The sequence below is a fragment of the Cognatiluteimonas profundi genome, assembly GCF_009792795.1.
GTDB classification, from domain to species: domain Bacteria; phylum Pseudomonadota; class Gammaproteobacteria; order Xanthomonadales; family Xanthomonadaceae; genus Cognatiluteimonas; species Cognatiluteimonas profundi.
Genome location: NZ_VKHQ01000002.1, coordinates 204,812 through 228,154 on the forward strand (window position 1 = coordinate 204,812; position 23,343 = coordinate 228,154).

A 23,343-nucleotide genomic window follows, 5' to 3' on the forward strand; every position below is an offset into this window, starting at 1 on the left:
CCGGAACCGATGGTGAGTATAGGCCCGCTCCCGCCCCGCTCCGGTCGGGACAGGCCGCGCTACGCGGCGGTGGCCGCCTCGATCCGTTCCCAGGTCGGCTCGTCGACGGCGGCACCGATCGCGAGCGCCTCCAGGTTCTGCGTCAACTGGGCCGCGCGGCTTGCGCCGAGGAGCACGCAGGAGACGTTGGGATTGCGCAGGCACCACGCGATGGCAAGCGGCGCCGGGGCCACGCCCAGTTCGGCGGCAATGGCGCAGAAGCGGCGGGCACGATTCATGCGGCCGGATTTCGCATCGCCAAGCACGCCTTGCTTGAGCCAGCTGTAGCCCTCCTGGGCCAGGCGCGAGTCCTGCGGCACGCCCTGGTTGTATTTGCCCGTCAGCAGGCCCGACGCAAGGGGCGACCAGATGGTGGTGCCCATGCCCAGATCGGCATACAGATCCGCGTATTCGACTTCAACGCGCTCGCGGTGCAGCAGGTTGTACTCCGGCTGCTCCATCGTGGGCGCATGCAGGTGATGCGCCCTTGCGATGGCGTGCGCATCACGGATCTGGTCGGCCGACCATTCGGACGTCCCCCAGTACAACACCTTGCCCTGGCGGATCAGCCCGTCCATGGCCAGGACGGTTTCGGCGATCGGCGTGTCGGGGTCGGGCCGATGGCAGTAATACAGATCGAGGTAGTCCACGCGCAGGCGCTTGAGCGCGGCGTGGCAGGCGTCGACCACATGCTTGCGCGACAGGCCCTTCTGCGTCGGACGCGGGTGCTCGACCGAACCGAAGAACACCTTGCTCGACACGCACCATCCGTCGCGCGGCAGGCGCAGGTCGGCCAGCACGTCGCCCATCACGCGCTCGGCCTCGCCGTTGGCATAGGTCTCGGCGTTGTCGAAGAAATTGATCCCGTTGTCCCAGGCCAGTGCGATCAGCTCGCGCGCGGCGGAGCGTCCGAGCTGGTTGCCGAAGGTGACCCAGGCGCCGAACGACAGGGCCGACAACTGCAGGCCGGATGATCCAAGGCGACGGTATTGCATGGGGTTCTCCCGGGGGCGGCGAGCGCAGTGTATGGCCGTGCCTTGATGCCAAGGTACAATCCCGCCACTTTCCTCCTCCGGGGAGTAGTCCACCCGCAGCTTCCGCGGGGACTCGCGTCAACATGCTTGGCCGGCAGGCCATGGCGCGCGTGCGACCGGTGCTTCGACATCGGCTGCGGACAAGACCGAAGGCAGGTGCCGCGCCCCAGCCGGGCGCGTGGCGCTTGCTTTCGTCCCTCGTTCGCCCGGCCGGAGACGCACATGGATATTGGGGCACTGACCCCGGCGCTGGTTTCGGCCGGCACCGTTGCACTGGCCGAAATCGGCGACAAGACGCAATTGCTCGCCTTGTTGCTGGCCGCGCGATTCCGCAAGCCGCTGCCGATCGTCCTCGGCATCCTGCTGGCCACGCTGCTCAACCATGCCCTCGCCGGCTGGGTCGGTGCGGCCGCGGCGCAGTGGCTGACGCCGCAGGTGCTGCGCTGGATCGTCGTCGCCAGCTTCCTCGCGATCGCCGCGTGGTCGCTGAAGCCCGACCACCTGGATGCCGATCTGCCGCTGCCCGCGCACGGCGCTTTCGCGGCAACGGTGGTGGCGTTCTTCGTGGCGGAGATCGGCGACAAGACCCAGGTCGCGACCGTGCTGCTGGCCGCCAAGTACAGCCCCCTGTGGCAGGTGGTCGCCGGAACCACCATCGGCATGCTGCTGGCGAACGTGCCGGTGGTGCTGCTTGGCAGCCGATTCGCCGATCGACTGCCGCTGCGGGCGGCTCGCATCGCGGCGGCGGTGTTGTTCCTCGTGCTGGGGCTGTGGGTCGCCTGGCGCGGCGTCGGCTAGCAGCGACGGGCAATCGCGACGGCTATGCTGCAGGCCGGGTCGCCGGGGAATCGCGTGAACACACGATTGCAGTCGCTGTCGGAACTCGTCGCCTCGCTGATGGCGCGTCCGGACGAGCTCATGCTCGAAATCGGTGCCGGCGGCGAACGCCTCGTTGCACGCATACGGGCGTTGTTGTCCGCGCTGTGCCTGCTGTTGCCGCTTGTGGCGGCGCTCAGCGGAGCCAAGGTCAGCGAGACCTTGATCGGCCTGGCCGCCGCGGTGTTCGTCAACGTCATGGCGCAGGTGTGGCTGGCGCTGACGCGCAACCCGCGCCGCCACGGCTGGCTTCCTTACGCCACCGGCACCTACGACGTCAGCACCACCACCGCGGTGCTGGCATTGCTGGCGTTGGGCGACCGCGCCGCTGGCCTCAACAGCCTGGTGGTGTGGGGCTTCTATTCCATCGCCATCGTGCTGACGGCGCTGCGCAACGACGGTCGCCTGACGGCCTACGTCAGCTTGCTGGCGATCGTGCAGTACGCCGTGCTGGCGTTCGTGATCGTCGCGTCGGCATCCGGATCCGAGCAGCTGGTCTCGATCGACTACGGCACCGTCTCCGTCGACAGCCAGGTCGAGCGGCTGATCCTGCTGCTGCTCGTCGGCCTGCTCACCATCACCATCGTGTATCGCATGCAGCGGCTGGTGGAGATGTCGGGAACGGACGGCTTGACCGGCCTGCCCAATCGCCTGTGGCTGTCGCAGCGGATGCCACGCCTGCTCGATGGCGCCCGCGAAGGCGATGGCTCGCTGACACTCGTGCTCATCGACCTGGATCGTTTCCGCAGCGTCAACGATGAAATTGGATCGCGGGGCGCCGATCGTGCCTTGCGCCAGATCGCCTCGATGCTTGGCGAGATGCTGGAGCCGCGCGAACACGTGGCGCGCATCGGCGGCCAGGAGTTCGTACTGTTGCTGCGCAGTCCCATCGGCAGCGCGTGGGAGCGCACCGATCGCCTGCGTCGTTCGCTCGGCGAGCGGATGTTCCTGCCCGACTCGGGCGGCGACCCGCAGCGCATCACGCTGAGCGCGGGACTGGTGGCGTGGCCGCAGGATGGCCCCGACCTGTCGGCGTTGCTGCGCAGCGCCGATCGCCGCCTGCAACAGGCCAAGCGTGACGGCAGCAACCGGATCGTCGCGCGCGACGCCTGAGACGCCATCATCCTCGCGCGGCGAAGGCCGCTGACGGGGCACCGACTACAATGGCCGCATGCGGATCGGCCCATTCCTGATCGAACCCAAGGTGATCCTCGCGCCCATGGCTGGCGTGACGGACAAGCCGTTCCGTTTGCTGTGCAAGCAACTGGGAGCCGGCCTTGCCGTGTCGGAAATGACGAGCAGCGACCCGCGCTTCTGGACGACCACCAAGTCGCTGCGACGGATGGACCACGACGGCGAACCGGACCCGGTGAGCGTGCAGATCGCGGGAACCGATCCGGCCGTCCTGGCCGACGCCGCGCGTCACAACGTACAGCAGGGCGCGCAGCTGATCGACATCAACATGGGCTGCCCGGCCAGGAAGGTATGCAACGCCTGGGCCGGCTCGGCGCTGATGCGCGACGAACGCCTGGTCGCCAACATCCTGGACGCCGTCGTGCGCGCGGTCGACGTGCCGGTGACGCTCAAGATCCGGACCGGTTGGGATGCCGACCATCGCAATGCCCCGGTCATCGCGCGCCTTGCGCAGGCGGCCGGCATCGCCGCATTGACCGTGCACGGCCGCACGCGCGACCAGCAATACACCGGCATGGCCGAATACGACACCATCGCCGCCATCAAGCGCGACCTGTCGATCCCGGTAATCGCCAATGGCGACATCGATTCACCCGCCAAGGCGGCGTGGGTCCTGCGGCAGACCGGCTGCGATGCGGTGATGGTCGGTCGCGCGGCGCAGGGCCGGCCGTGGATCTTTCGCGAGATCGCGCATTACCTGGCCACCGGCGAACTGCTGCCGGAGCCGACGCTGCAGGACATCCGCGACGTATTGCTCGGGCACCTGGAACACCTGCATGCGTTCCATGGCGAGCTCGCCGGCGTGCGCATCGCCCGCAAGCACCTGGGCTGGTACGGCAAGGATCGCGCCGATGTCCCGGCCGACCAGCGTGCCGCCTTCCGCGCGGTGGTCAACCGCGCCGAGACGGCGCAGGCGCAACTTGCCTTGACCCGGGATTATTTCGACGCGCTGATCGCCGGCGAGACCCTCGACATGGCCGCCGCTGCCTGAACAGGCAAGCCGCCCCGGAACTCGCCGGCGGCCGCTGCCGCAGGCGGCGTGCAACTGAACCATCGGGCCGGGGGACAATGCAGCCGGCCAAACCGCCGTGTATCATGCGCGGCCATCCTTTCATCCGCATCAAGGGATGAATCCTTTTTCTCTGGAGCCGCGATCGATGTCCAGCTACCTGTTCACTTCCGAATCCGTGTCCGAGGGTCATCCGGACAAGGTCGCCGACCAGATTTCCGATGCCGTCCTCGACGCGATCATCGCGCAGGACCCGCGTGCGCGCGTCGCGTGCGAAACCATGGTCAAGACCGGCGTGGCGATCGTCGCCGGCGAAGTCACCACCTCGGCCTGGGTCGACATCGAAGCGCTTGCGCGCAAGGTGATCTGCGACATCGGCTATACCGATTCGAACGTCGGCTTCGACGGCGCCACCTGCGGCGTGCTCAACCTGATCGGCAAGCAGTCGGTCGACATCGCCGCCGGCGTCGACCGCAAGAAGCCGGAAGAACAAGGTGCCGGCGACCAGGGCCTGATGTTCGGCTACGCCTGCAACGAGGCGCCGGAATTCATGCCCGCGCCGATCTATTACGCGCATCGCCTGGTCGAGCAGCAGGCCAAGGTGCGCAAGCAGAAGAATTCCAAGCTGCCCTGGCTGCGCCCGGATGCCAAGTCGCAGGTGACCCTGCGCTACGACCACATGCACAACGTGATCGGCCTGGACGCGGTGGTGCTGTCGACGCAGCATGATCCCGGCATCAAGCACAAGGACCTGGTCGAGGGCGTCTACGAGCACATCCTCAAGCCGGTGCTGCCCAAGGCGATGCTCGATGCGCTGCCGAAGAAGAACGTGCACATCAACCCGACCGGCATCTTCGTCATCGGCGGACCCGTCGGCGACTGCGGCCTGACCGGCCGCAAGATCATCGTCGACACCTACGGCGGCATGGCCCGCCACGGCGGCGGCGCGTTCTCCGGCAAGGATCCGTCCAAGGTGGATCGCTCGGCAGCCTACGCCGCGCGCTATGTCGCCAAGAACATCGTCGCGGCCGGCATTGCCGACCGTTGCGAGGTGCAGGTGTCCTACGCGATCGGCGTCGCCGAACCCACGTCGATTTCGGTCACCACATTCGGCACCGGCAAGATCGATGATGAGCAGATCGAGAAGCTGATCCGGCGCCATTTCGACCTGCGCCCTTACGGCGTCGTGAAGATGCTGGACCTGATCCATCCGGTGTACCAGGCGACCGCGGCCTACGGCCACTTCGGCCGCAAGCCAAAGGATGTCAGCTACGTCGATGGCAACGGCAAGAAGCAGACGGCGACTGCGTTCTCCTGGGAACGGACCGATCGTGCCGAGGAACTGCGCAAGGACGCGGGACTGAAGAAGTAAGCAGCCCGCACGCTAACTACCTGCTCCACGGACGGGCCGCACTGCGGCCCGTTTTCGTTCTACGGATCATCCGTGAATGGCGTCGATTCCCGACGCTCCCCTTGTCAATTTACCGTCCCCATGACCATGAACATCCCATCGACGCCACAACCCTCCGACGCCCGACCCGATGAGCAGGCACCCGATGCCATCGCGGTGCTCGACGCGATCGCCGCGCTCGAGGCCATGGCGGCCGACCGCACGCTGATCGACGGCCTGCCCGCCGACCAGCGCGCGCGCCTGCAGCAAGCCGTGGCCCGCATCTACGAGCCCGATCCGCATGCCCGTCGGCAGCGGCTCAAGGCGCTCGAGCGCCAGCGCAATGCCGACAACATCCGCCGTGCCGACGCGCTGCTGGATCGCACCGGCATCCGCGAACTGCGCCGCAAGCCGGTGTTCACCACCCCGAACTATTTCCCGCCGGCGCTGGTCGCGCCGGAAGCGCCGCCGATCGTCGAATCGCCCGAACAACGCCACTGCTACGTCTGCAAGCAGAAGTACACGCGCCTGCACCACTTCTACGACCAGCTGTGCCCGCCGTGCGCGGAGTTCAACTTCGCCAAGCGCACGGAGCTGGCGAACCTCGACGGGCGCATCGCGCTGCTGACCGGCGGCCGCGTCAAGATCGGTTACCAGGCGGGTCTGAAGTTGTTGCGCGCCGGTGCGCGGCTGATCGTCACCACGCGTTTTCCGCGCGACTCCGCCGCGCGCTACGCGCAGGAGCCCGACTTCGACCAGTGGGGCCATCGCCTGGAAGTCTTCGGCCTGGACCTGCGCCACACGCCGAGCGTCGAGGCCTTCTGCCGCGAGCTCGCTGCGCGCCTGCCGCGACTGGATTTCATCATCAACAACGCCTGCCAGACGGTGCGTCGCCCGCCGGACTTCTATGCGCACATGATGGCCGGCGAAACCGCCGCCCTGACCGACGTGCCGGAATCCGTGCGCCGGCTGGTCGGTCACTATGAAGGTCTGCGTGGCCACGACATCCTCGGCGAACGACCGCGCGACATCGCGTCGGCCATGCGTCAGTCGATCGGCCATGTCACCGAGACAGCGGGCCTGGTGCATCCGGCGGAACTGTCGCAGGTGCCGCTGATGGCCGAAGAGCTGCTGGGGCAGAAGCACCTGTTCCCCGAAGGGCGCCTGGACCAGGATCTGCAGCAGGTCGACCTGCGCGGGCGTAATTCCTGGCGACTGCTGATGGCCGAGGTCCCCTCGGTGGAGTTGCTGGAAGTGCAGCTGGTCAACGCCATCGCGCCCTTCATCATCAACGCGCGCCTGAAGCCGCTGATGCTGCGCACCGACGGCACCCATGGTCCAAGCCGCGACAAGCACATCGTCAACGTCTCGGCGGTCGAGGGACAGTTCTATCGCAACTTCAAGACCACCCGCCATCCGCACACGAACATGGCCAAGGCCGCGCTCAACATGATGACGCGCACCGCCGCGGCCGATTACCACGGCGACGGCATCCACATGAACAGCGTCGACACCGGCTGGGTGACCGACGAGGATCCGGCCGAGCTCGCCGCGCGCAAGACGCTGGAGGAGCGCTTCCACCCGCCGCTGGACATCGTCGATGGCGCCGCGCGCATCGTCGACCCGATCATCAGCGGCCTCAATACCGGCGAGCACGTCTGGGGCCAGTTCCTCAAGGACTACCGGCCGACAGACTGGTAAGGGGAATTCCCCCGACCAGTCAAACACGCGGAAGTCCGACCCTGGAAAGGGCAGAGCCCTTCCGCGGCGGTCGCTCCCGGCGCGCGGCGGGGCGTTGGGGTGTGGACCGCCGAGCGCATCGGATTGCGGCGCACCATGACTTCCGGCCTTAACCCCGGCCCGGCTTGACCGGTAAGCTCGGCTGGATGGCTCCGTCCGGGCGCCTGGGAGATCGATCATGTTGCTGCGTCTCGCACTTGCGGCCGGCTTGGCCGGCTTGTCCTTACCTGCTTTCGCCGTGACCGCCGACCAGCTGGTCGCAAAAAACCTCGAAGCCCGCGGAGGCGCCGACAAGCTGCGCGCCATCACCTCGATGCACACCGTCGGCAAGATGCGGCTCGGCGGCAACCTCGAAGCGAAGACCGAAACCTTCGCCCTGGCGCCAGACAAGTTCCGGCAGGAACTGTCGCTGCAGGGGCTGACCGCGGTGCAGTCGTGGGACGGGCAGCAGGCCTGGGCGATCAATCCATTCGAGGGACGCCGCGATCCGCAGAAGCTCAGCGGCGACGACACCAAGGACCTCGTGCAGTCGGCGGATATCGCCGGCCCGCTGCTCGATGCGCAGAAGAAGGGCGAGCGCATCGAATACCTGGGCACCGAGGATATCGATGGCACCGACGCGCACAAGCTGCGCGTGACCTTCAAGAATGGCGACAGCCGCGTCATCTACCTGGATCCGGACCAGTTCCTCGAGATCCGCGTGGTCGACCACCGGATCGTGCGTGGCCAGGAGCAGGTGCAGACCACCGACGTGGGCGAATACGAGAAAGTCGACGGCGTGTACTTCCCGTTCGAGCAGGGCCAGAACCACATTGAATCCGCCGAACTGAACAAGCCGATCGACGCGGCGATGTTCTCCTTCCCCACTGCCAAGCACTGAGCTGGAGACCGCCATGCATCGTTCCATCACATTGCTCGCCCTCGCCCTGGGAGTGTCGTTGTCCGCGGCCGCCAGCGCGCAGGCCCCGGCGTCGCACACCGGCAGCTTCGACCAGGGCGTGATCTCCGGCCTTGGCATCCGCAACATCGGTTCGGCCGCGATGAGCGGCCGCATCGCAGCAGTCGCGGGCGGCCACGCCAAGAATGGCGACACCGTCTTCTACATCGGTTCCGCCAGCGGCGGCTTGTGGAAGTCGACCGACGGCGGCACGACGTTCAAGCCGAAGTTCGACAAGCAGCCCGTGCAGTCCATCGGTTCGATCGCCCTTGACCCGCGCGACCCGGACAACGTCTGGGTCGGCACTGGCGAAGCCTGGACGCGCGGCTCGGTGTCGATCGGCAATGGCGTCTATCACTCCACCGACGGTGGCGAGACCTGGGCCAATGTCGGACTGCCGCAGTCCGAGCGCATCGTCAAGCTCGCGGTCGATCCACGCGACGGCAACACCGTGCTCGCGTGCGTCACCGGCAAGCTCTGGAGCGATTCGGCCGAGCGTGGCGTCTACCGCACCAGCAACGGCGGCAAGAGCTGGACGCAGGTGCTCAAGGGCGGCAACGGTTCGACCGGTTGCGGCGGCATGAGCATCGATGCGAAGAATCCCGGCGTCGTGTTCGCCTCGCTGTGGGATTTCCGCCGCAAGGGCTGGACCTTCCGCTCCGGCGGCGAAAATGCCGACGCGCCATCGGGCAGCGGCCTGTACCGCTCCGCCGATGGCGGCAGGACCTGGACCGAAGTCACTGGCGGCGGACTGCCGGCCAAGCCCTACGGCCGCATCGCCGTCGCGGTTGCGCCATCGGATTCGAAAGTCGTGTACGCATTCGTCGAGGCGGTGAAGAGCGCGCTGTTCCGCTCCGATGACGGCGGCAAGACCTGGGACCGCCGCGACGACAGCCAGATGATGGTGTGGCGTCCGTTCTACTTTGCCAACCTGATCGTCGATCCGACCAATCCCGATCGCCTGTTCAAGCCCGACCTGCGGCTGATCCAGAGCCTGGATGGCGGCAAGACCTTCGCCGACGTCGGCGGCGGCGCCCACGGCGACTTCCATGACGTCTGGATCGACCCGAAGGATCCGCAGAAGGTCATCGCCGGCGACGACGGCGGCCTGTGGCTGTCCAAGGACGGCGGCAACCGCTGGTGGAAGGCCAACAACCTGCCGATCTCGCAGTTCTACCACGTGAGTGTCGACAACGATGATCCGTACCACGTGTACGGCGGCCTGCAGGACAACAGCTCGTGGGTCGGCGATTCGTCCTATCCGGGCGGCATCACCAACTCGCGCTGGGAAAACATGTTCGGCGGCGACGGCTTCTGGATGTTCCCCGACCCCTCGGACCACAAGTTCATCTATGCCGAGTCGCAGGGCGGCAACATCGGCCGGGTCAACCGCATCACGCATGAGTACCGCGACATCCAGCCACGCGCGAACTACAAGGAAAAACTGCGCTGGAACTGGAATGCCCCGATCGCGCTGTCGCCGACCGACAAGGACACGCTGTACATCGGTTCGCAGTTCCTGTTCCGCAGCCACGACCACGGCCAGACCTGGGACCGCATCTCGCCCGACCTGACCACCAACGATCCGAAGAAGCAACTGCAGGAACAGTCCGGCGGCATCACCGTGGACAATTCCGCGGCCGAGATGCACACGACGATCTACTCGATCAGCGAGTCGCCCAAGGACAGCAAGGTGATCTGGGTCGGCACCGACGACGGCAACGTCCAGGTCACGCGCGATGGCGGCAAGTCGTGGAAGAACGTGACGGCGGGCGCGGGCGTGCCGGCGAACTCATGGGTGTCGTATGTCGACGCGGGGCGTTTCGACGCCGGCACCGCGTACGTCACCTTCGATCGCCACACCTTCGGCGACATGGCGCCGATGCTCTACAAGACCACCGACTACGGTTCGCATTGGCAGGCGCTGGCGAATGCGGCGCAGACCAAGGGCATCAAGGGGTTTGCGTATGTCCTGCGCGAGGACCCGGTGCGCCGTGGCCTGCTGTACGCCGGCACCGAATTCGGCCTGTGGATCTCGCCTGACGACGGCGCCACCTGGGCGCAGTTCAAGGGTGGTGATTTCCCGGCGGTCTCGGTGCGCGACCTGGTGGTGCAGCCGCGCGACGGCGACCTCGTGCTGGCCACGCATGGTCGCGGGATCTGGATCATCGACGACCTCACACCGCTGCGGTCGCTGACGCCGGCGATCCTGCAGCAGGACGCCGTGTTCCTGCCCACGCGTCCGCAGCAGCAGCGCATCAGCACGTTCGGCGGCTGGCCCGAAGGCGACGCCAGTTACGCCGGCACCAGCGCGTCCACCGACGCCACGATCACCTATTACCAGAAGGCCAGGCACCTGTTCGGACCGCTCAAGCTCGAGGTGCTGGATGCGCAGGGCAAGGTGATCGACACCCTGCCCGCCGGCAAGCGTCGCGGCATCAATCGCGTGGCCTGGTCGATGAGCGTCAAGCCGCCGGTGGTGCCGCCGGCCGCATCGATCGCCGGCAGTGCCACGCAGGGTCCGCGCGTCCCACCGGGCACCTACACCGTGCGCATGACCAAGGGTGATCGCGTCATCGAGGAAAAGGTCGACGTGCTGCTGGATCCGCGCTCACCGTTCACCGTCGCCGATCGCCGAGAACAATTCGCCGCGGTGATGAAGGTGCATGGCATGTTCGGCCAGATGAGCGACCTGGTCGCACGCATCCAGGCGGTCCGCGCGGGTGCCGGCCAGGCGGCTGCGAAGCTCCCCGAGGCCGATCCGCTGCACGCGCAGCTGCTGGCCCTGTCCGACAAGGCCGACACCATCCGCAAGCAGATCGTCGCCACGAAGGAAGGCGGCGCGATCACGGGCGAGGAGCGCCTGCGCGAGCACATGGACCAGCTCTACGGTGGCCTGATGTCCTACGAGGGCAAGCCATCCGCGACGCTGGTGGCTTACACCGGCGCGCTGGAACGTGAGCTGGGCGACGTGGAAGCCGACTTCGGCAAACTGCGCGATGGCGACCTCGCCACGGCCAATGCCGCGCTCAAGGCCAAGGGCATGCCGGAAATCGAGCTGCCCGACCACGCCCCGCTTGCCTGGCGCTATTCGGGCGATCCGGATACGCGCGCGGCGCAGGAACGCGACTGAGTCACCTCCTCCATGGGTGAACACGACGGGCTGCTTCGGCAGCCCGTTTTTTTGGGCGGTTTCGTGGCGGCTGCGAAGAATTCACAGCCCGCATGTGGGTGTCCCGGCGCGCGGCGGCGCGGTGGGCCGGCTCGACAGGCGAGTGGCTCGCGGCACGATTCATCCCTTCATCGCGAGAAAGCGATAGAATGCCGCCGCCCTGCCGAGGGGCGCTGCAAGTCCGGGGGCCGCCAGCAGGGGTCGTTCCGGAATCAGGCTCGGCATGGTTTTCCTGCAACGGCGCCCGTTTGACGTGAGTCCCACGCGGACTCCTGAACGGAGCAGCACGCCATGAACATGCCAGCCACGACCGCCCACGATTACAAGGTCGCCGACATCACGCTCGCCGACTGGGGCCGCAAGGAAATCGACATCGCCGAGCACGAGATGCCGGGCCTGATGTCCATCCGCAAGAAGCACGCCACCGCCAAACCACTGCAGGGCGTCCGCGTCACCGGTTCGTTGCACATGACGATCCAGACCGCGGTGCTGATCGAAACGCTCAAGGACATCGGCGCCGACGTGCGCTGGGCATCGTGCAACATCTTCTCGACCCAGGACCACGCCGCCGCTGCGATCGCCGCGACCGGCACGCCCGTGTTCGCATGGAAGGGCGAGTCGCTGGAAGAGTATTGGGACTGCACGCTCGATGCGGTCACCTTCCCAGGCGGCCTCGGCCCGCAGCTGGTCGTGGACGACGGCGGCGATGTCACGCTGCTGATCCACAAGGGCTATGAGCTCGAGCAGGGTTCGACCTGGGTCGACGAACCCGCCGCGTCGCACGAGGAAGGCGTGATCAAGGCGCTGCTCAAGCGCGTGGCGAAGGAGCGTCCGGGCTTCTGGACCACCGTCGTCAAGGACTGGAAGGGCGTTTCCGAAGAGACGACCACCGGCGTGCATCGCCTCTACCAGATCGCCGAGCAGGGCAAGCTGCTGATCCCGGCGATCAACGTCAACGATTCGGTCACCAAGTCGAAGTTCGACAACCTCTACGGCTGCCGCGAATCGCTGGCCGACGGCCTCAAGCGCGCGATGGACGTGATGCTCGCGGGCAAGGTCGCGGTCGTCTGCGGTTACGGCGATGTCGGCAAGGGTTCGGCGCACTCGCTGCGGGCCTATGGCGCGCGCGTGGTCGTCACCGAGATCGATCCGATCTGCGCGCTGCAGGCGGCGATGGAAGGCTTCGAGGTCAACACGGTCGAAAGCACGCTGGGCCGTGGCGACATCTACGTCACCACCACCGGCAACAAGGACGTGTTGACGCTCGAGCACATGCGCCAGATGAAGGACCAGGCAATCGTGTGCAACATCGGCCACTTCGACAACGAGATCCAGGTCGACGCGCTGTATGCGTCGGGCGCCGAGCACGTCAACATCAAGCCGCAGGTCGACAAGTACATCTTCCCCAACGGCAACGCGATCTTCCTGCTGGCCGAAGGCCGCCTGGTCAACCTGGGTTGCGCGACCGGCCATCCGAGCTTCGTGATGTCCAACTCGTTCTCCAACCAGACGCTCGCGCAGATCGACCTGTGGGCGAACAAGGACGTGTACGAGAAGACCGTCTATCGACTGCCCAAGCACCTGGACGAGGAAGTCGCACGCCTGCACCTGGAGAAGATCGGGGTGAAACTCACCACGCTGACCCCCGCCCAGGCGGATTACCTCGGCGTTGCGATCGAAGGGCCCTACAAGCCGGATCACTACCGCTACTGAGCATTGCGGCGGGCGGCCCACGGGCCGCCCGTCTGCATCGGCACCGGCAACCGGAGTGAAGGTGATGGTTCGCGTCCCGATTTCGTTCGAGTTCTACCCGCCCAAGAACGACGAGCAGCGCGAGCAGCTCGATCGCACCGCTGCACGCCTGAAACCGCAGTCCCCGGACTACGTGTCCTGCACGTTCGGCGCCGGTGGCTCGACCCTGAGCTATACGTCCGAAACCGTCCGCGCGCTCAAGCACCAGCATGGATTCGAGGCCGCACCGCACGTGTCGTGCATGGGCGGCAGCCGCGAGGAGATCCGCGAGCTCCTCCGCCTCTATCGCGCCCTGGGCTGCAGGCGACTGGTCGCATTGCGTGGCGACCTGCCATCCGGCATGGCCCGCATGGGCGACCTGCGCCATGCATCGGACCTGATCGCGTTCATCCGCGAGCAGCAGGGCGACTGGTTCGACATCCAGGTCGGCTGCTATCCGGAAACGCATCCGCAAGCCGAGGACGCGCTGGCCGACATGCGGCATTTCAAGGCGAAGATCGATGCCGGCGCGGATGGCGCGATCACCCAGTATTTCTACAACGCCGACGCGTATTTCCGCTTTGTCGAAGATGTCCGTCGACTCGGCGTCGAGGTGCCGATCGTGCCCGGCATCATGCCGATCTCCAATTTCTCGCAACTCAAGCGATTCTCCGATGCCTGCGGTGCGGAGATCCCCCGATGGGTCGCCAAGCGCATGCAGGCCTATGGGGACGACAATGAGTCGATCCGCGCTTTCGCCACGGAAATGGTCGCGGCGATGTGCGATCGCCTGATCGCCGGCGGCGCGCCGGCATTGCACTTCTACACGTTGAACCTGTCCAAACCGACACTGAACGTGTTGCGCGCGCTGAGCTGAATTTCAGCGGGGTTCATTTCCAGGGCGCCACTGGCACGCGGCGTTGACAGTGTGCGTCCGACCATGCGGGCACACATCGATACGTGCCCGCCATGAAGACTTCGTTCCCTCTTGCCGTGTTGCTGGCGCTGCTGCTGTCGACTGCCCCGGTCGTTGCACCGGTGCAGGCGACGACCGCCATCCAGCGTTGCGCGTCCGCCGACGGCAGCATGGTCTACACCGACAAGGCGTGCTCATCGCTGGGTGCAAGCAACGTGGCGATCCCTGGCGCGTTGCTCACGCGCATCGCGCACGAGGAAGCGCGCTTCGCCAACACTGCAGGCGACGACGCAGTCATGCCCGCGGTCGCGCCGTCCAGCCTCCGTCGTCGTTCGCCAGCCAGTGGTTGCGCACGCACGCCCACGCAGCTGGCGATGGATCTTCGCGGCGCGCTGGTGCTCGGCGACGTGAACCGCGTGGCCGAGAGCTATGACTGGCGCGGCATGTCCAGCAAGCAAGGCAGGCAGACGATGGACCGGTTGCAGCGGCTGATCGGCAAGCCCGTCCTGGACAGCCATTATTTCGCTGCGCAGATCGCCTTGGCCGGCGATGCCGACGTGGGAAGCCTGCTTGCGTCCAATTCGGGCGACGGCGGCGACGGCGACGTCCTGCAACTGGTCCTCGGTGACCACGCGTCGCGCTCGGCGATCGATTTCGACGTGCACAAGACCTTGGGCTGCTACTTCGTCCACTTCTGACGGGGTTCCCCGCCATCGCCGTGGACGGTAGGCTGCGCCATGCCCGCCTTCCGCCTCGGCGCCCGCGCCCTGATTGTCATGCTGCTGCTGGCGGCCTGCCCCATCGCCAGCGCCCAGGTGCACCGCTGCGCCGCTCCTGACGGCACCACGATCTTCACCGACCGCGCCTGTGCCGATCTCGGCGCAGTCGACAGCGTGCCGCGCGGCACTGTCGGTACCGGCGCCCGGCTGTACCGCAGCGGGTGTTCGCACACGCTGCAGGACCTGGTCTTCGAACTGACGGCCGCGATCGACGCGCGCGACGTCAACCGCATGGCGGGCATCTATCACTGGGTCGGGCTGTCCGGCGCGACGGCGTACACGGTGATGGACCGCCTGCAGGTCATCGTGCAGCGTCCGCTGGTCGATATCTCGCCGTTGTTCCCTTCCGGGCCGGGGGGTGAGCAGGGCGATTACTACCCGCAGGCGACGACGCGCCGCGCGCCAACCGGCTTGCGGCTGGAGCAGACGCTGGCCAATGGCAGCACCCCGGCCCATACCGTGCTGGGCCTGCGCCGATACCTGGGCTGCTGGTGGATCAGCCTGTAGACCGGGTGCGCCGCCCCGACTGCCATGTCCCGGCGAGCGCCAGCGTGCCTTTCGGCCTGCGCGGGCTGGCGGCCTCGCCGTTAAACTAGGCGACTGACTCCGGAGTCTCCCATGACACAGCGTTATCCCGACTGGATCTGGCACAACGGCGCCATCAAACCGTGGGCCGAGGCGACGACGCATGTCATGTCCCACGCGCTGCACTACGGCTCGTCGGTGTTCGAGGGGATCCGCAGCTATCCGACATCGGACGCTGGACGGCCGACCGGTACCGCGATCTTCCGCCTGACCGATCACAGCCGGCGCCTGTTCGCGTCGGCGCGGATCTACGACATGGCGATTCCCTATTCGGTCGACGACATCAGTGCCGCCTGCCGCGCGGTGTTGACGGCCAACGAGCTGTCGCAGGGCTACCTGCGTCCCATCGCCTTCCGCGGGCTCGGCGGTTTCGGGCTGTCGGCCGATACGCCGACCGACGTCTCCGTCGCGGCGTGGGCCATGGGACCGTACCTGGGCGAAGGCGTGCTGGAACAGGGGATCGACGCCTGCGTGTCGAGTTGGCAGCGCTTCGCGCCCAACACGCTGCCGGCGGGCGCCAAGGCCGGCGGCAATTACCTGTCCGGGCAACTGATCGCCCGCGAAGCGCGTCGCCTGGGCTTTGGCGAAGGCATCGCACTGGCCTCCACCGGCCTGCTGAGCGAAGGCGCGGGCGAGAACCTGTTCCTGGTCTTCGATGGCGCGTTGCACACGACGCCGGTCAGCGCGGCGCTGCTCAACGGCATCACCCGCGACACGATCATGACCCTGGCGCGCGATCGCGGCCTGACCGTCATCGAGCGCGACCTGCCGCGCGAATACCTCTATCTGTGCGACGAATTGTTCATGTGCGGCACCGCGGCGGAAATCACCCCGATCCGCTCGGTCGACGGCCGCCAGATCGGCAGCGGCCAGGCCGGACCGGTCACGCGCCGGATGCAGGAACTGTTCTTCGGACTGTTCGACGGCAGCACGCCGGATCCCTACGGCTGGCTCGAACCGCTATAACGCCGCGCGCTGCTGCGAATCGCCAGCGGGCGCTGGTCGCCGAGGCCGCGATCTACGCGGTCATCGCCTCGCTGAAAGACAGCGTGGCCACCACCCCTCGCTCCGGTCCCGGCACGACGCGCACGTTCCAACCGTACAGATCGCAGAGGCGGCGGACGATGGACAGGCCGATGCCGCCACCCTGCGAATGCTCGGCGTGCGTGCCGCGGTAGCCGCGCTCGAACAGCCGCGCGGCGTCCTCGGGCGTGAGTCCAGGCCCGGAATCCTGCACCTCAACGGCTCCACGACCCAGGCGCACGACCACGTCGCCCTGCGCGGTGTACTTCACCGCGTTGCCGATCAGGTTGCCGAGTGCCACCGCGATGGCCGCCTCCGGCGCATCGACCACCAGCCCGCGCTCGCCTTCCAGTCGCAACTGCAGGGGCTTGCCGCCGATCTGCGCCCGATGCGCATCGAGCAACTGCTCGGCGATGCGCGCGACGTCGGCGGCACCGTGGCCGCGCTCGTTGCGCGACAGCAACAGCAGCGCGCTGATCAGGTCGGTGCACTGCTGCTCGGCGCGCTGGATGCGTTCCAGTCGCGCGCGCGTCTTGTCGTCCAGTTGCGGCCTGGACAACAGCAATTCGACCGCGCCGCGGATCACCGCCAGCGGCGTGCGCAATTCGTGGCTGACGTCGGCATTGAATTCGCGGTCGCGCTGCACGACCTGGGTCAGCCGGGTCGCGTAATCGTCCAGTGCGCTGGCCAGCTGTCCGACTTCGTCGTCGGCGAAATGCGCCGTCAGCATCTCCGGGCTGGACTGGCGCCCGGATTGTTTCAAGCGGCGGGCCAGCTCGGTCAGCGGACTGATCACGCGCGAGGCCGACCACCAGCCGACCAGCAGCGACAACACCGTCAGCAAGCCGACCAGGATCACCAGCGCCATCTTCAGCCGGTTCTGGCTTTCGCGTTCCTCGGCGATGTCGTACGCAAGGAAGAACCAGTACTTGGGATCCTTGCGCACGGCGAGCTTGTACACGCGCTGGCCGCCCTCGCCGTCCGGTACGCTGAGCTCGTGCACGCCGTTGGACAGGTCGCGCCATTCGGGCGGCACGCGCTCGAGCTTGCTGGTGCTGAACTGGCGTCCCTGGATCTTCTCGAAAGGGATGCCGATGGCGGTGGGATCGCGGTAGAAGCCGTTGGCGAACGAGTCGTTGTTGCGCACCAGCGCATCGGCAATGACCCTGCTCTCCACGCGGTTCTGGATGATGAAGGTCGCCGCCGCGATGAACGCCGACAGGAACATCCCCAGCAACAGGAAGGACAGGATCAGGCGGCTGCGCAATCGCCGCCGGAAGCGCGTGGGTCGTCGCGCCGGTGGCGCGATCTCAGCTGCTGGCATCGGGCGCCGCGATCCGGTAGCCGATGCCATGGCGCGTCTGGATCATCGGCGTCGGGAAGGGCTTGTCGACCATGGCGCGCAATCCATGGATGTGCACGCGCAGGGAATCCGAATCGGGAAGCTCTTCTCCCCAGACGCGCGTTTCCAGTTCCTGGCGGGTCACGACCGCCGGGGATGCTTCCATCAATGCCTGCAGGATCTTCAGCGCCGTGGGATTGAGCTGCAACAGCTTGCCTTCGCGCCGCACCTCGAGCGTGTCGAGGTTGTATTCCAGGTCGCCGACCTCGAGCACGCGCGTCTGCACGCCGCGGCCGCGACGGGCCAGTGCGTTCAGGCGCACTTCGACTTCCTGCAAGGCGAACGGCTTGATCAGGTAATCGTCGGCGCCGGAGTCGAATCCAGCCAGCTTGTTGTCCAGGCTGTCGCGCGCGGTCAGCATCAGCACCGGCGTCTGCTTGCGCGCGTCGTTGCGCAGCTTGCGGCAGACCTCCAGGCCATCCATGCCGGGCAGGCTGAGGTCGAGCACCACCGCATCGAAATCGTGGACGACCGCCAGGTGCAGGCCGGTGACGCCGTCGGCCGCGAAGTCGACGGTGTGGCCTTTGTCTTCCAGGTAGTCGCCGAGATTGGCGGCGATGTCGCTGTTGTCTTCTATGACGAGAATGCGCATCGAGGATCCTGTTGTGAGGCGGGGCCGGGGAATGGCCGGGATGCCATGAATGCGGCCCGATGCCAACGATTCTTGCACAGGGCACCGTGAGTCCAGCGCCAGCATCCGGGCGCCAAGAAAAGGCCCAGGAGCGTGGGACCGCTCCTGGGCCAAAAAAGTGCCCCGATGACCGTCATCTGCTGGAACCCGAAAGCACACCGTCTGGGATGCAGAACCGGTTGAGGAAGGCTACGCCGGGGTCGATTAAGCGGCTGTTAAACCGGACGCCGCCGGTCGCGCGGACCCTGTTTCAGGCCCGTCGGCGCCTGGCCCGGGCCGGCTGCTGGCCGGCCACCACGTGGTCGATGATCCGCGCGGCGATATCGACCCCCGTGGCGGCCTCGATGCCTTCCAGGCCGGGGGACGAATTGACTTCCAGCACCAGCGGGCCCCGCCGGGAGCGGATCAGGTCGACGCCGGCGACCCCGAGCCCCAGCACCGCCGCCGCGCGAACGGCCGTGGCCTGTTCGTCCTCGGACGCGCGCACCGGCTTGGCGCTGCCGCCGCGATGCAGGTTGGAGCGGAAATCGCCCTTGGGCGCCTGCCGGCGCATGGTGGCCACGACCTCGCCACCGACGACGAAACAACGCAGGTCCGCGCCCTTGGCTTCGGCGATGAATTCCTGCACCAGGAAGTTGGCGTACAGGCCGCGCAGCGCCTCGACGACGCTGCGCGACGCCGAGGGCTTCTCGGTGAGCATGACGCCGGCGCCCTGGGTGCCCTCGTTGAGCTTGATCACGTGCGGCGGCGGGCCAAGCATCGACAACAGGTCGACGGTGTCGTCCGGGTTGTCGCCGAAGACGGTCACCGGCAGGCCGATGCCCTCGGCCGCAAGCAACTGGTGGCAGCGCAGCTTGTCGCGCGCGCGCGCGATCGCTTCGGACGAATTCGGCGTGTAGGTGCCCATCAACTCGAACTGGCGCAGCACCGCCGTCCCGTATCGCGTGATCGATGCGCCGATCCGCGGCACCACCGCCGCATAGCCGGCGATCGGCCGGCCCTTGTAATGCATGTCGAAACCGTCGGAACTGATGCGCAGGTAGCAGCGCAGCGGATCGAGCACGCGCACGCTGTGGTTGCGCTCGCGCGCCGCCTCGACCAGGCGCCGCGTGGAATACAGCTTGCTGTTGCGCGACAGGATCGCGAGTTTCATGTGTGATGCCCGGTCTGCAGCGCAGGACGACTGTGCAGGAACGAGGATGAGGGGTTGACCGTGAACGCCCCCTCCAGCCCGGTGCGTCCCAGCAGCATCGGGAACCGCATGGCACAGCGATCGCTGAGGTTGACTTCGATGCGGCGCTGCTCGCCGGCGACCTGCAGCAGCGTCTGGATGAACACGCGCACGCAGCGATGCCCGCCCGAATCGGTCACTGCACGTTCGTCGAAGATCGGGGCGCAGGCTTCGACCTGGTTGCGGCCTGCCCTGCCCGTTGTCAGCTGGAATCCCACCCATGGCGCGCCTGCGTCGTGGAAGCGCCATTGCCTGTCCACGTGCAGCGCGGAACTGCGTGCGCCGGTGTCGATCTTCGCCCGCAAGCGGGCAATGCCCAGTTCGGGCAAGGACAACCATTCCCGCCAGCCGAGCTCGATCATGGGAAACCCCGCCCGCAAGGCCGCGTGACACGGAGACAACGACGGCGCCCGAAAAGGCGCCGCCGGGGTCGGTCTGGAGCGGGCGAAGGGAATCGAACCCTCGTCAGTAGCTTGGGAAGCTACAGCTCTGCCATTGAGCTACGCCCGCGAGGCGCGAAGTCTATGCCCCGCGGGCGCAAGGTGGCAATCGCGACTCAGAAGCTGCTGCCGACGCTGGCGAACACGCTGGCGTCGTTGCCCGCGCGCTGCGCGACCGAGGCACTGACGCCCACGTTCGCATCCAGTCCCAACACCTGCGTCCGCGCGCCGACGACGAGCGTGCCGTAGTTGCGGTCGTAGCCCATGCCCGGGACCGCATACGGCATGGTGCCGGGGATCGATTGCGCCTGGGCGAAGGCTTCGTCGGCCGACCGCCGGAATTCGCGATCCCAGGTCAGGCGCGCGTACGGCTGCATGTGGTCGTTGATGCGGTAGCTGGCTTGCCAGCCCAGGCTGCCGATCATCGAATTGAACCGCTGGTCGGGATAGGCCAGCGAGGTGGACACGGTCGGGTCGCTTTCGGCAAAGCCGTCGACGGCGATGTGCTGCGACAGCAGCGATGCGACCGGTCCGTGGCGCAACGCGCCGCTGACGAAGTCCCATCCCGCATTGACGCCGGCACTGAGGTTGCTGCCGTTGGTCGAGCCGCGGTGGGTCCGCGTGGCCGGTCCAAGCGCGACGTTGCGATCGGTGTCGAAACCCAGTCGGCTGTAGCTCACCTGCCCGTTCACCCACGCACTGTCGCCATGCCAACCCAGGAAGCCGCCGAGGCTGGCATCGGTCTGGCTGAAGCTGCCCATGCGATGGCCCCAATCCTGGCTCTGGCGGCCGTAGCCGGCAAATCCGCCGTACACCAGGTTGCCGCTGGCCCAGTCGACGCCGGCGGTCAGGGTCGGGCCGGCGCCGTCGTAGCGGTTGCCATCGCCGTAGCGCTGGAAATCACCACGCAGGTCGGCCCACCAGCGCATGCCGTCGGCGGCGGGCGTCCCGCCCAGGTGCGCGGCGACGCGATCGGCGCGCGAGCGGCCGACCATGGCTTCGGAATGCGGCAACACCGCGATCTGGTTCGGCGCTTCGAGGATGGAGATCGCGTATTGCGCGAGCAGCGCGTGCGACGCCGTCGTCGGATGCACGCCATCGGCGAACGCATAGGTCTGCGCCGCGGTCGGGTCGACGAAGTTGGCCGGATTGCAGCCCAATGCCGATGCCGCACCGCAGGCCGGTGTCGTGACGTTGGTCAGCCCGTACAAGCCCGGATCGGCGGTGATCTCATTGAGGAAGCTGAAGACGTCCAGCGGGATGACACGCAGTCCGGCTGCCTGCAGGCCGCCGAACAGGGTGGCGTTGTAACCCGCCGACAGCTGGGTCAGCCCGGCCGAACCCGCGGCTCCCTGCGACAGCCCGAACGGGGTCTTGCCCACGTCCGGCATCGTCGGCACCAGCACATAGCGTGCACCGGCATTTTGCAGCGCACCCACGAGGGCGACTTCGGCACCGGCGGCACCGAGGAAATCAGCCTGCGACTTGGCGCCGGCCAGGTAGAAGAACAGGTCGTTGGCACCGCCCCACACCGAGTACAGCGCGTGGGGGTTCGCCTGGCCACCGCTGGCGGCGAGATACGCATCCACCTGCGTGGTGAGCGAGGGCGCGTACTGCGTGAAGTACGGCGCCGGCGGATAACCCGGCCCCGGGCCCACGGTTGCGCCGCCCGCTGCATAGTTGTCGCCATTGGCCCCGGCAATGCCGGTCGGGGTCAGCTGCCATGCCGGCGTTGCGTTGGTGCCGTAGTACCCGGCGAGGAACTCGGCCCAGACCAGGCCCGGATTGGTGGTGAACCGGGCCACCGTCGCGGCCGCCGGGCCGTTCCCCGCCACCAGCACGGGCTGGTAGAAGCCGCTGTCGGTCAGGCTGTCGCCAAAGAACACGGTCTGGTCGAACTGCGTGTAGGAGTCGTTCTGCGCGAAGACCGGTGCGGCCGCCAAGGCCAGGGCCACGGCGAGGATCGAACGGGGAAGGCGATGGGACGGGATCATGCTGCACTCCTGGGCAAGGGACGCCGGACCGATACGCCGCCGGATGGGGGGATCGTTTCACGCCACATCGCCCTCCATCAAGTGCATGGCGGCAAGGGTGGCGACCCGACGGCGGAATGGGACAATGTCGACATGGACATCCTGCTCAATGGCACGTCGACGTCGATCCCCGACCAGTGCACGATCGCGCAACTGCTGGAGCACAACGGCCTGGCCGCCCGCCGTGTCGCGACCGAGGTCAACGGCGAGATCGTGCCGCGTGGCGAGCATGCAAGCTGCGTGCTGGCTCCCGGCGATCGCGTCGAGCTCGTGCACGCCCTGGGTGGCGGCTGAGCACGCGAAAGTCCGGGGTTGTCGCAGCCGCGCGGTAAACTGTGCGCATGGCCGACGACATCGCTCCCGCATCCATCGACCGGCCGCTGACGATCGCCGGCAGGACCTATCGCTCGCGCCTGCTGACCGGCACCGGCAAGTTCCGCGACCTTGACGAAACGCGTCGGGCAACCGAGTCGGCCGGAGCCGAGATCGTCACGGTTGCCATCCGCCGGATGAACATCGGGCAGGACCCGGGCGAACCGAACCTGCTCGACGTGCTGCCGACCGATCGCTACACGATCCTGCCCAACACCGCCGGCTGCTACACCGCCGACGAAGCCGTCCGCACCTGCCGCCTGGCGCGCGAACTGCTCGATGGCCACAGCCTGGTCAAGCTGGAAGTGCTCGGTGACCAGCGCACGCTCTTCCCCGATGTCGTGCAGACCCTGGCAGCGGCGGAAACGCTGGTGAAGGAGGGCTTCCAGGTGATGGTCTACACCTCGGACGATCCGATCCTCGCCAAGCGCCTGGAATCGATCGGCTGCGTCGCGGTGATGCCGCTGGCCGCGCCGATCGGATCGGGACTGGGCATCCAGAACCGTTACAACCTGCTTGAGATCATCGAGAACGCGAGCGTCCCGATCATCGTCGATGCCGGCGTCGGCACCGCGTCCGATGCAGCGATCGCCATGGAGCTGGGCTGCGACGGCGTGCTGATGAACACCGCGATCGCCGGCGCACGCGACCCGGTGCGCATGGCGCGCGCCATGCGATTGGCCGTCGAGGCCGGGCGCGATGCCTTCCTTGCCGGCCGCATTCCCCGCAAGCGCTACGCCAGTGCATCGTCGCCAGTCGACGGCCTGGTCGGATGATCCCGCGCCGCGGGACGGTCGTCATCGAGGAAA

The 23,343-nt window shown here is 67.2% G+C and carries 20 protein-coding genes, 1 tRNA gene and 1 riboswitch; of the genes, 14 read left to right on the forward strand and 7 right to left on the reverse strand.

Going from position 1 to position 23,343, the window contains the following annotated elements:
* Positions 1-59 precede the first annotated feature (59 nt).
* Complete coding sequence (locus GST15_RS01730) at positions 60-1,034, reverse strand: potassium channel beta subunit family protein (RefSeq protein ID WP_159015523.1); 975 nt, start codon at positions 1,032-1,034, stop codon at positions 60-62.
* Between the two features lie 261 nt (positions 1,035-1,295).
* On the opposite strand from GST15_RS01730, the gene GST15_RS01735 reads away from it, so the two are divergent.
* The 12 genes from GST15_RS01735 (at position 1,296) to GST15_RS01790 (ending at position 16,368) form a co-directional block, all read left to right on the forward strand.
* Positions 1,296-1,871, forward strand: coding sequence for a TMEM165/GDT1 family protein (locus GST15_RS01735; protein ID WP_159015524.1), 576 nt, complete (start codon positions 1,296-1,298; stop codon positions 1,869-1,871).
* 54 nt (positions 1,872-1,925) lie between these two features.
* Positions 1,926-3,062: a GGDEF domain-containing protein gene (locus GST15_RS01740; RefSeq protein ID WP_159015525.1), complete on the forward strand. Its 1,137-nt coding sequence runs from the start codon at positions 1,926-1,928 to the stop codon at positions 3,060-3,062.
* A gap of 58 nt (positions 3,063-3,120) precedes the next feature.
* Positions 3,121-4,134: a tRNA dihydrouridine synthase DusB gene (gene dusB, locus GST15_RS01745; protein WP_159015526.1), complete on the forward strand. Its 1,014-nt coding sequence runs from the start codon at positions 3,121-3,123 to the stop codon at positions 4,132-4,134.
* 166 nt (positions 4,135-4,300) lie between these two features.
* On the forward strand, positions 4,301-5,524 hold the full coding sequence (metK, locus tag GST15_RS01750) for a methionine adenosyltransferase (protein ID WP_159015527.1): 1,224 nt from the start codon (positions 4,301-4,303) through the stop codon (positions 5,522-5,524).
* A gap of 126 nt (positions 5,525-5,650) precedes the next feature.
* Complete coding sequence (locus GST15_RS01755; RefSeq protein WP_159015594.1) at positions 5,651-7,243, forward strand: SDR family NAD(P)-dependent oxidoreductase; 1,593 nt, start codon at positions 5,651-5,653, stop codon at positions 7,241-7,243.
* A 217-nt stretch (positions 7,244-7,460) separates the two neighbouring features.
* On the forward strand, positions 7,461-8,162 hold the full coding sequence (locus tag GST15_RS01760) for a hypothetical protein (RefSeq protein WP_159015528.1): 702 nt from the start codon (positions 7,461-7,463) through the stop codon (positions 8,160-8,162).
* Between the two features lie 13 nt (positions 8,163-8,175).
* Complete coding sequence (locus tag GST15_RS01765) at positions 8,176-11,352, forward strand: VPS10 domain-containing protein (protein WP_159015529.1); 3,177 nt, start codon at positions 8,176-8,178, stop codon at positions 11,350-11,352.
* Positions 11,353-11,550: 198 nt separating this feature from the next.
* Positions 11,551-11,644, forward strand: a riboswitch (S-adenosyl-L-homocysteine riboswitch).
* A gap of 38 nt (positions 11,645-11,682) precedes the next feature.
* Positions 11,683-13,104, forward strand: a complete 1,422-nt coding sequence (gene ahcY / locus GST15_RS01770) for an adenosylhomocysteinase (RefSeq protein WP_159015530.1) — start codon at positions 11,683-11,685, stop codon at positions 13,102-13,104.
* A gap of 64 nt (positions 13,105-13,168) precedes the next feature.
* Entirely contained in the window at positions 13,169-13,999 is an 831-nt protein-coding gene (metF, locus tag GST15_RS01775; protein WP_159015531.1) for a methylenetetrahydrofolate reductase [NAD(P)H], read from the forward strand.
* Between the two features lie 92 nt (positions 14,000-14,091).
* A complete protein-coding gene (locus GST15_RS01780) occupies positions 14,092-14,736 on the forward strand; it encodes a hypothetical protein (RefSeq protein WP_159015532.1) in 645 nt (214 codons plus the stop codon).
* A gap of 39 nt (positions 14,737-14,775) precedes the next feature.
* Positions 14,776-15,324: a hypothetical protein gene (locus tag GST15_RS01785; RefSeq protein ID WP_159015533.1), complete on the forward strand. Its 549-nt coding sequence runs from the start codon at positions 14,776-14,778 to the stop codon at positions 15,322-15,324.
* A gap of 111 nt (positions 15,325-15,435) precedes the next feature.
* Positions 15,436-16,368, forward strand: a complete 933-nt coding sequence (locus GST15_RS01790; RefSeq protein WP_159015534.1) for a branched-chain amino acid transaminase — start codon at positions 15,436-15,438, stop codon at positions 16,366-16,368.
* Between the two features lie 52 nt (positions 16,369-16,420).
* Here the strand turns inward: GST15_RS01790 and GST15_RS01795 are convergent, their stop codons facing one another.
* The 6 genes from GST15_RS01795 to GST15_RS01820 all read right to left on the reverse strand — a co-directional run bounded on the left by GST15_RS01795 (position 16,421) and on the right by GST15_RS01820 (position 22,123).
* Positions 16,421-17,749: a sensor histidine kinase gene (locus tag GST15_RS01795; RefSeq protein ID WP_159015535.1), complete on the reverse strand. Its 1,329-nt coding sequence runs from the start codon at positions 17,747-17,749 to the stop codon at positions 16,421-16,423.
* Entirely contained in the window at positions 17,736-18,419 is a 684-nt protein-coding gene (locus GST15_RS01800; RefSeq protein ID WP_159015536.1) for a response regulator transcription factor, read from the reverse strand. Before GST15_RS01800 ends, GST15_RS01795 begins: the two co-directional genes overlap by 14 nt.
* A 289-nt stretch (positions 18,420-18,708) precedes the next feature.
* On the reverse strand, positions 18,709-19,611 hold the full coding sequence (gene rimK, locus GST15_RS01805) for a 30S ribosomal protein S6--L-glutamate ligase (protein WP_159015537.1): 903 nt from the start codon (positions 19,609-19,611) through the stop codon (positions 18,709-18,711).
* Positions 19,608-20,051: an ATP-dependent zinc protease family protein gene (locus GST15_RS01810; RefSeq protein ID WP_159015538.1), complete on the reverse strand. Its 444-nt coding sequence runs from the start codon at positions 20,049-20,051 to the stop codon at positions 19,608-19,610. The genes rimK and GST15_RS01810 overlap by 4 nt, the downstream gene beginning before the upstream one ends.
* 74 nt (positions 20,052-20,125) lie before the next feature.
* Positions 20,126-20,199 (reverse strand) — tRNA-Gly (locus tag GST15_RS01815).
* Between the two features lie 46 nt (positions 20,200-20,245).
* Complete coding sequence (locus tag GST15_RS01820) at positions 20,246-22,123, reverse strand: autotransporter domain-containing protein (RefSeq protein WP_159015539.1); 1,878 nt, start codon at positions 22,121-22,123, stop codon at positions 20,246-20,248.
* Positions 22,124-22,255: 132 nt separating this feature from the next.
* Between GST15_RS01820 and thiS the strand changes: the two genes are divergently transcribed.
* Together thiS and GST15_RS01830 are read left to right on the forward strand one after the other, a co-directional pair.
* Entirely contained in the window at positions 22,256-22,456 is a 201-nt protein-coding gene (gene thiS / locus GST15_RS01825) for a sulfur carrier protein ThiS (protein ID WP_159015595.1), read from the forward strand.
* Positions 22,457-22,503: 47 nt separating this feature from the next.
* Entirely contained in the window at positions 22,504-23,310 is an 807-nt protein-coding gene (locus tag GST15_RS01830; RefSeq protein WP_159015540.1) for a thiazole synthase, read from the forward strand.
* Positions 23,311-23,343: the final 33 nt, after the last annotated feature.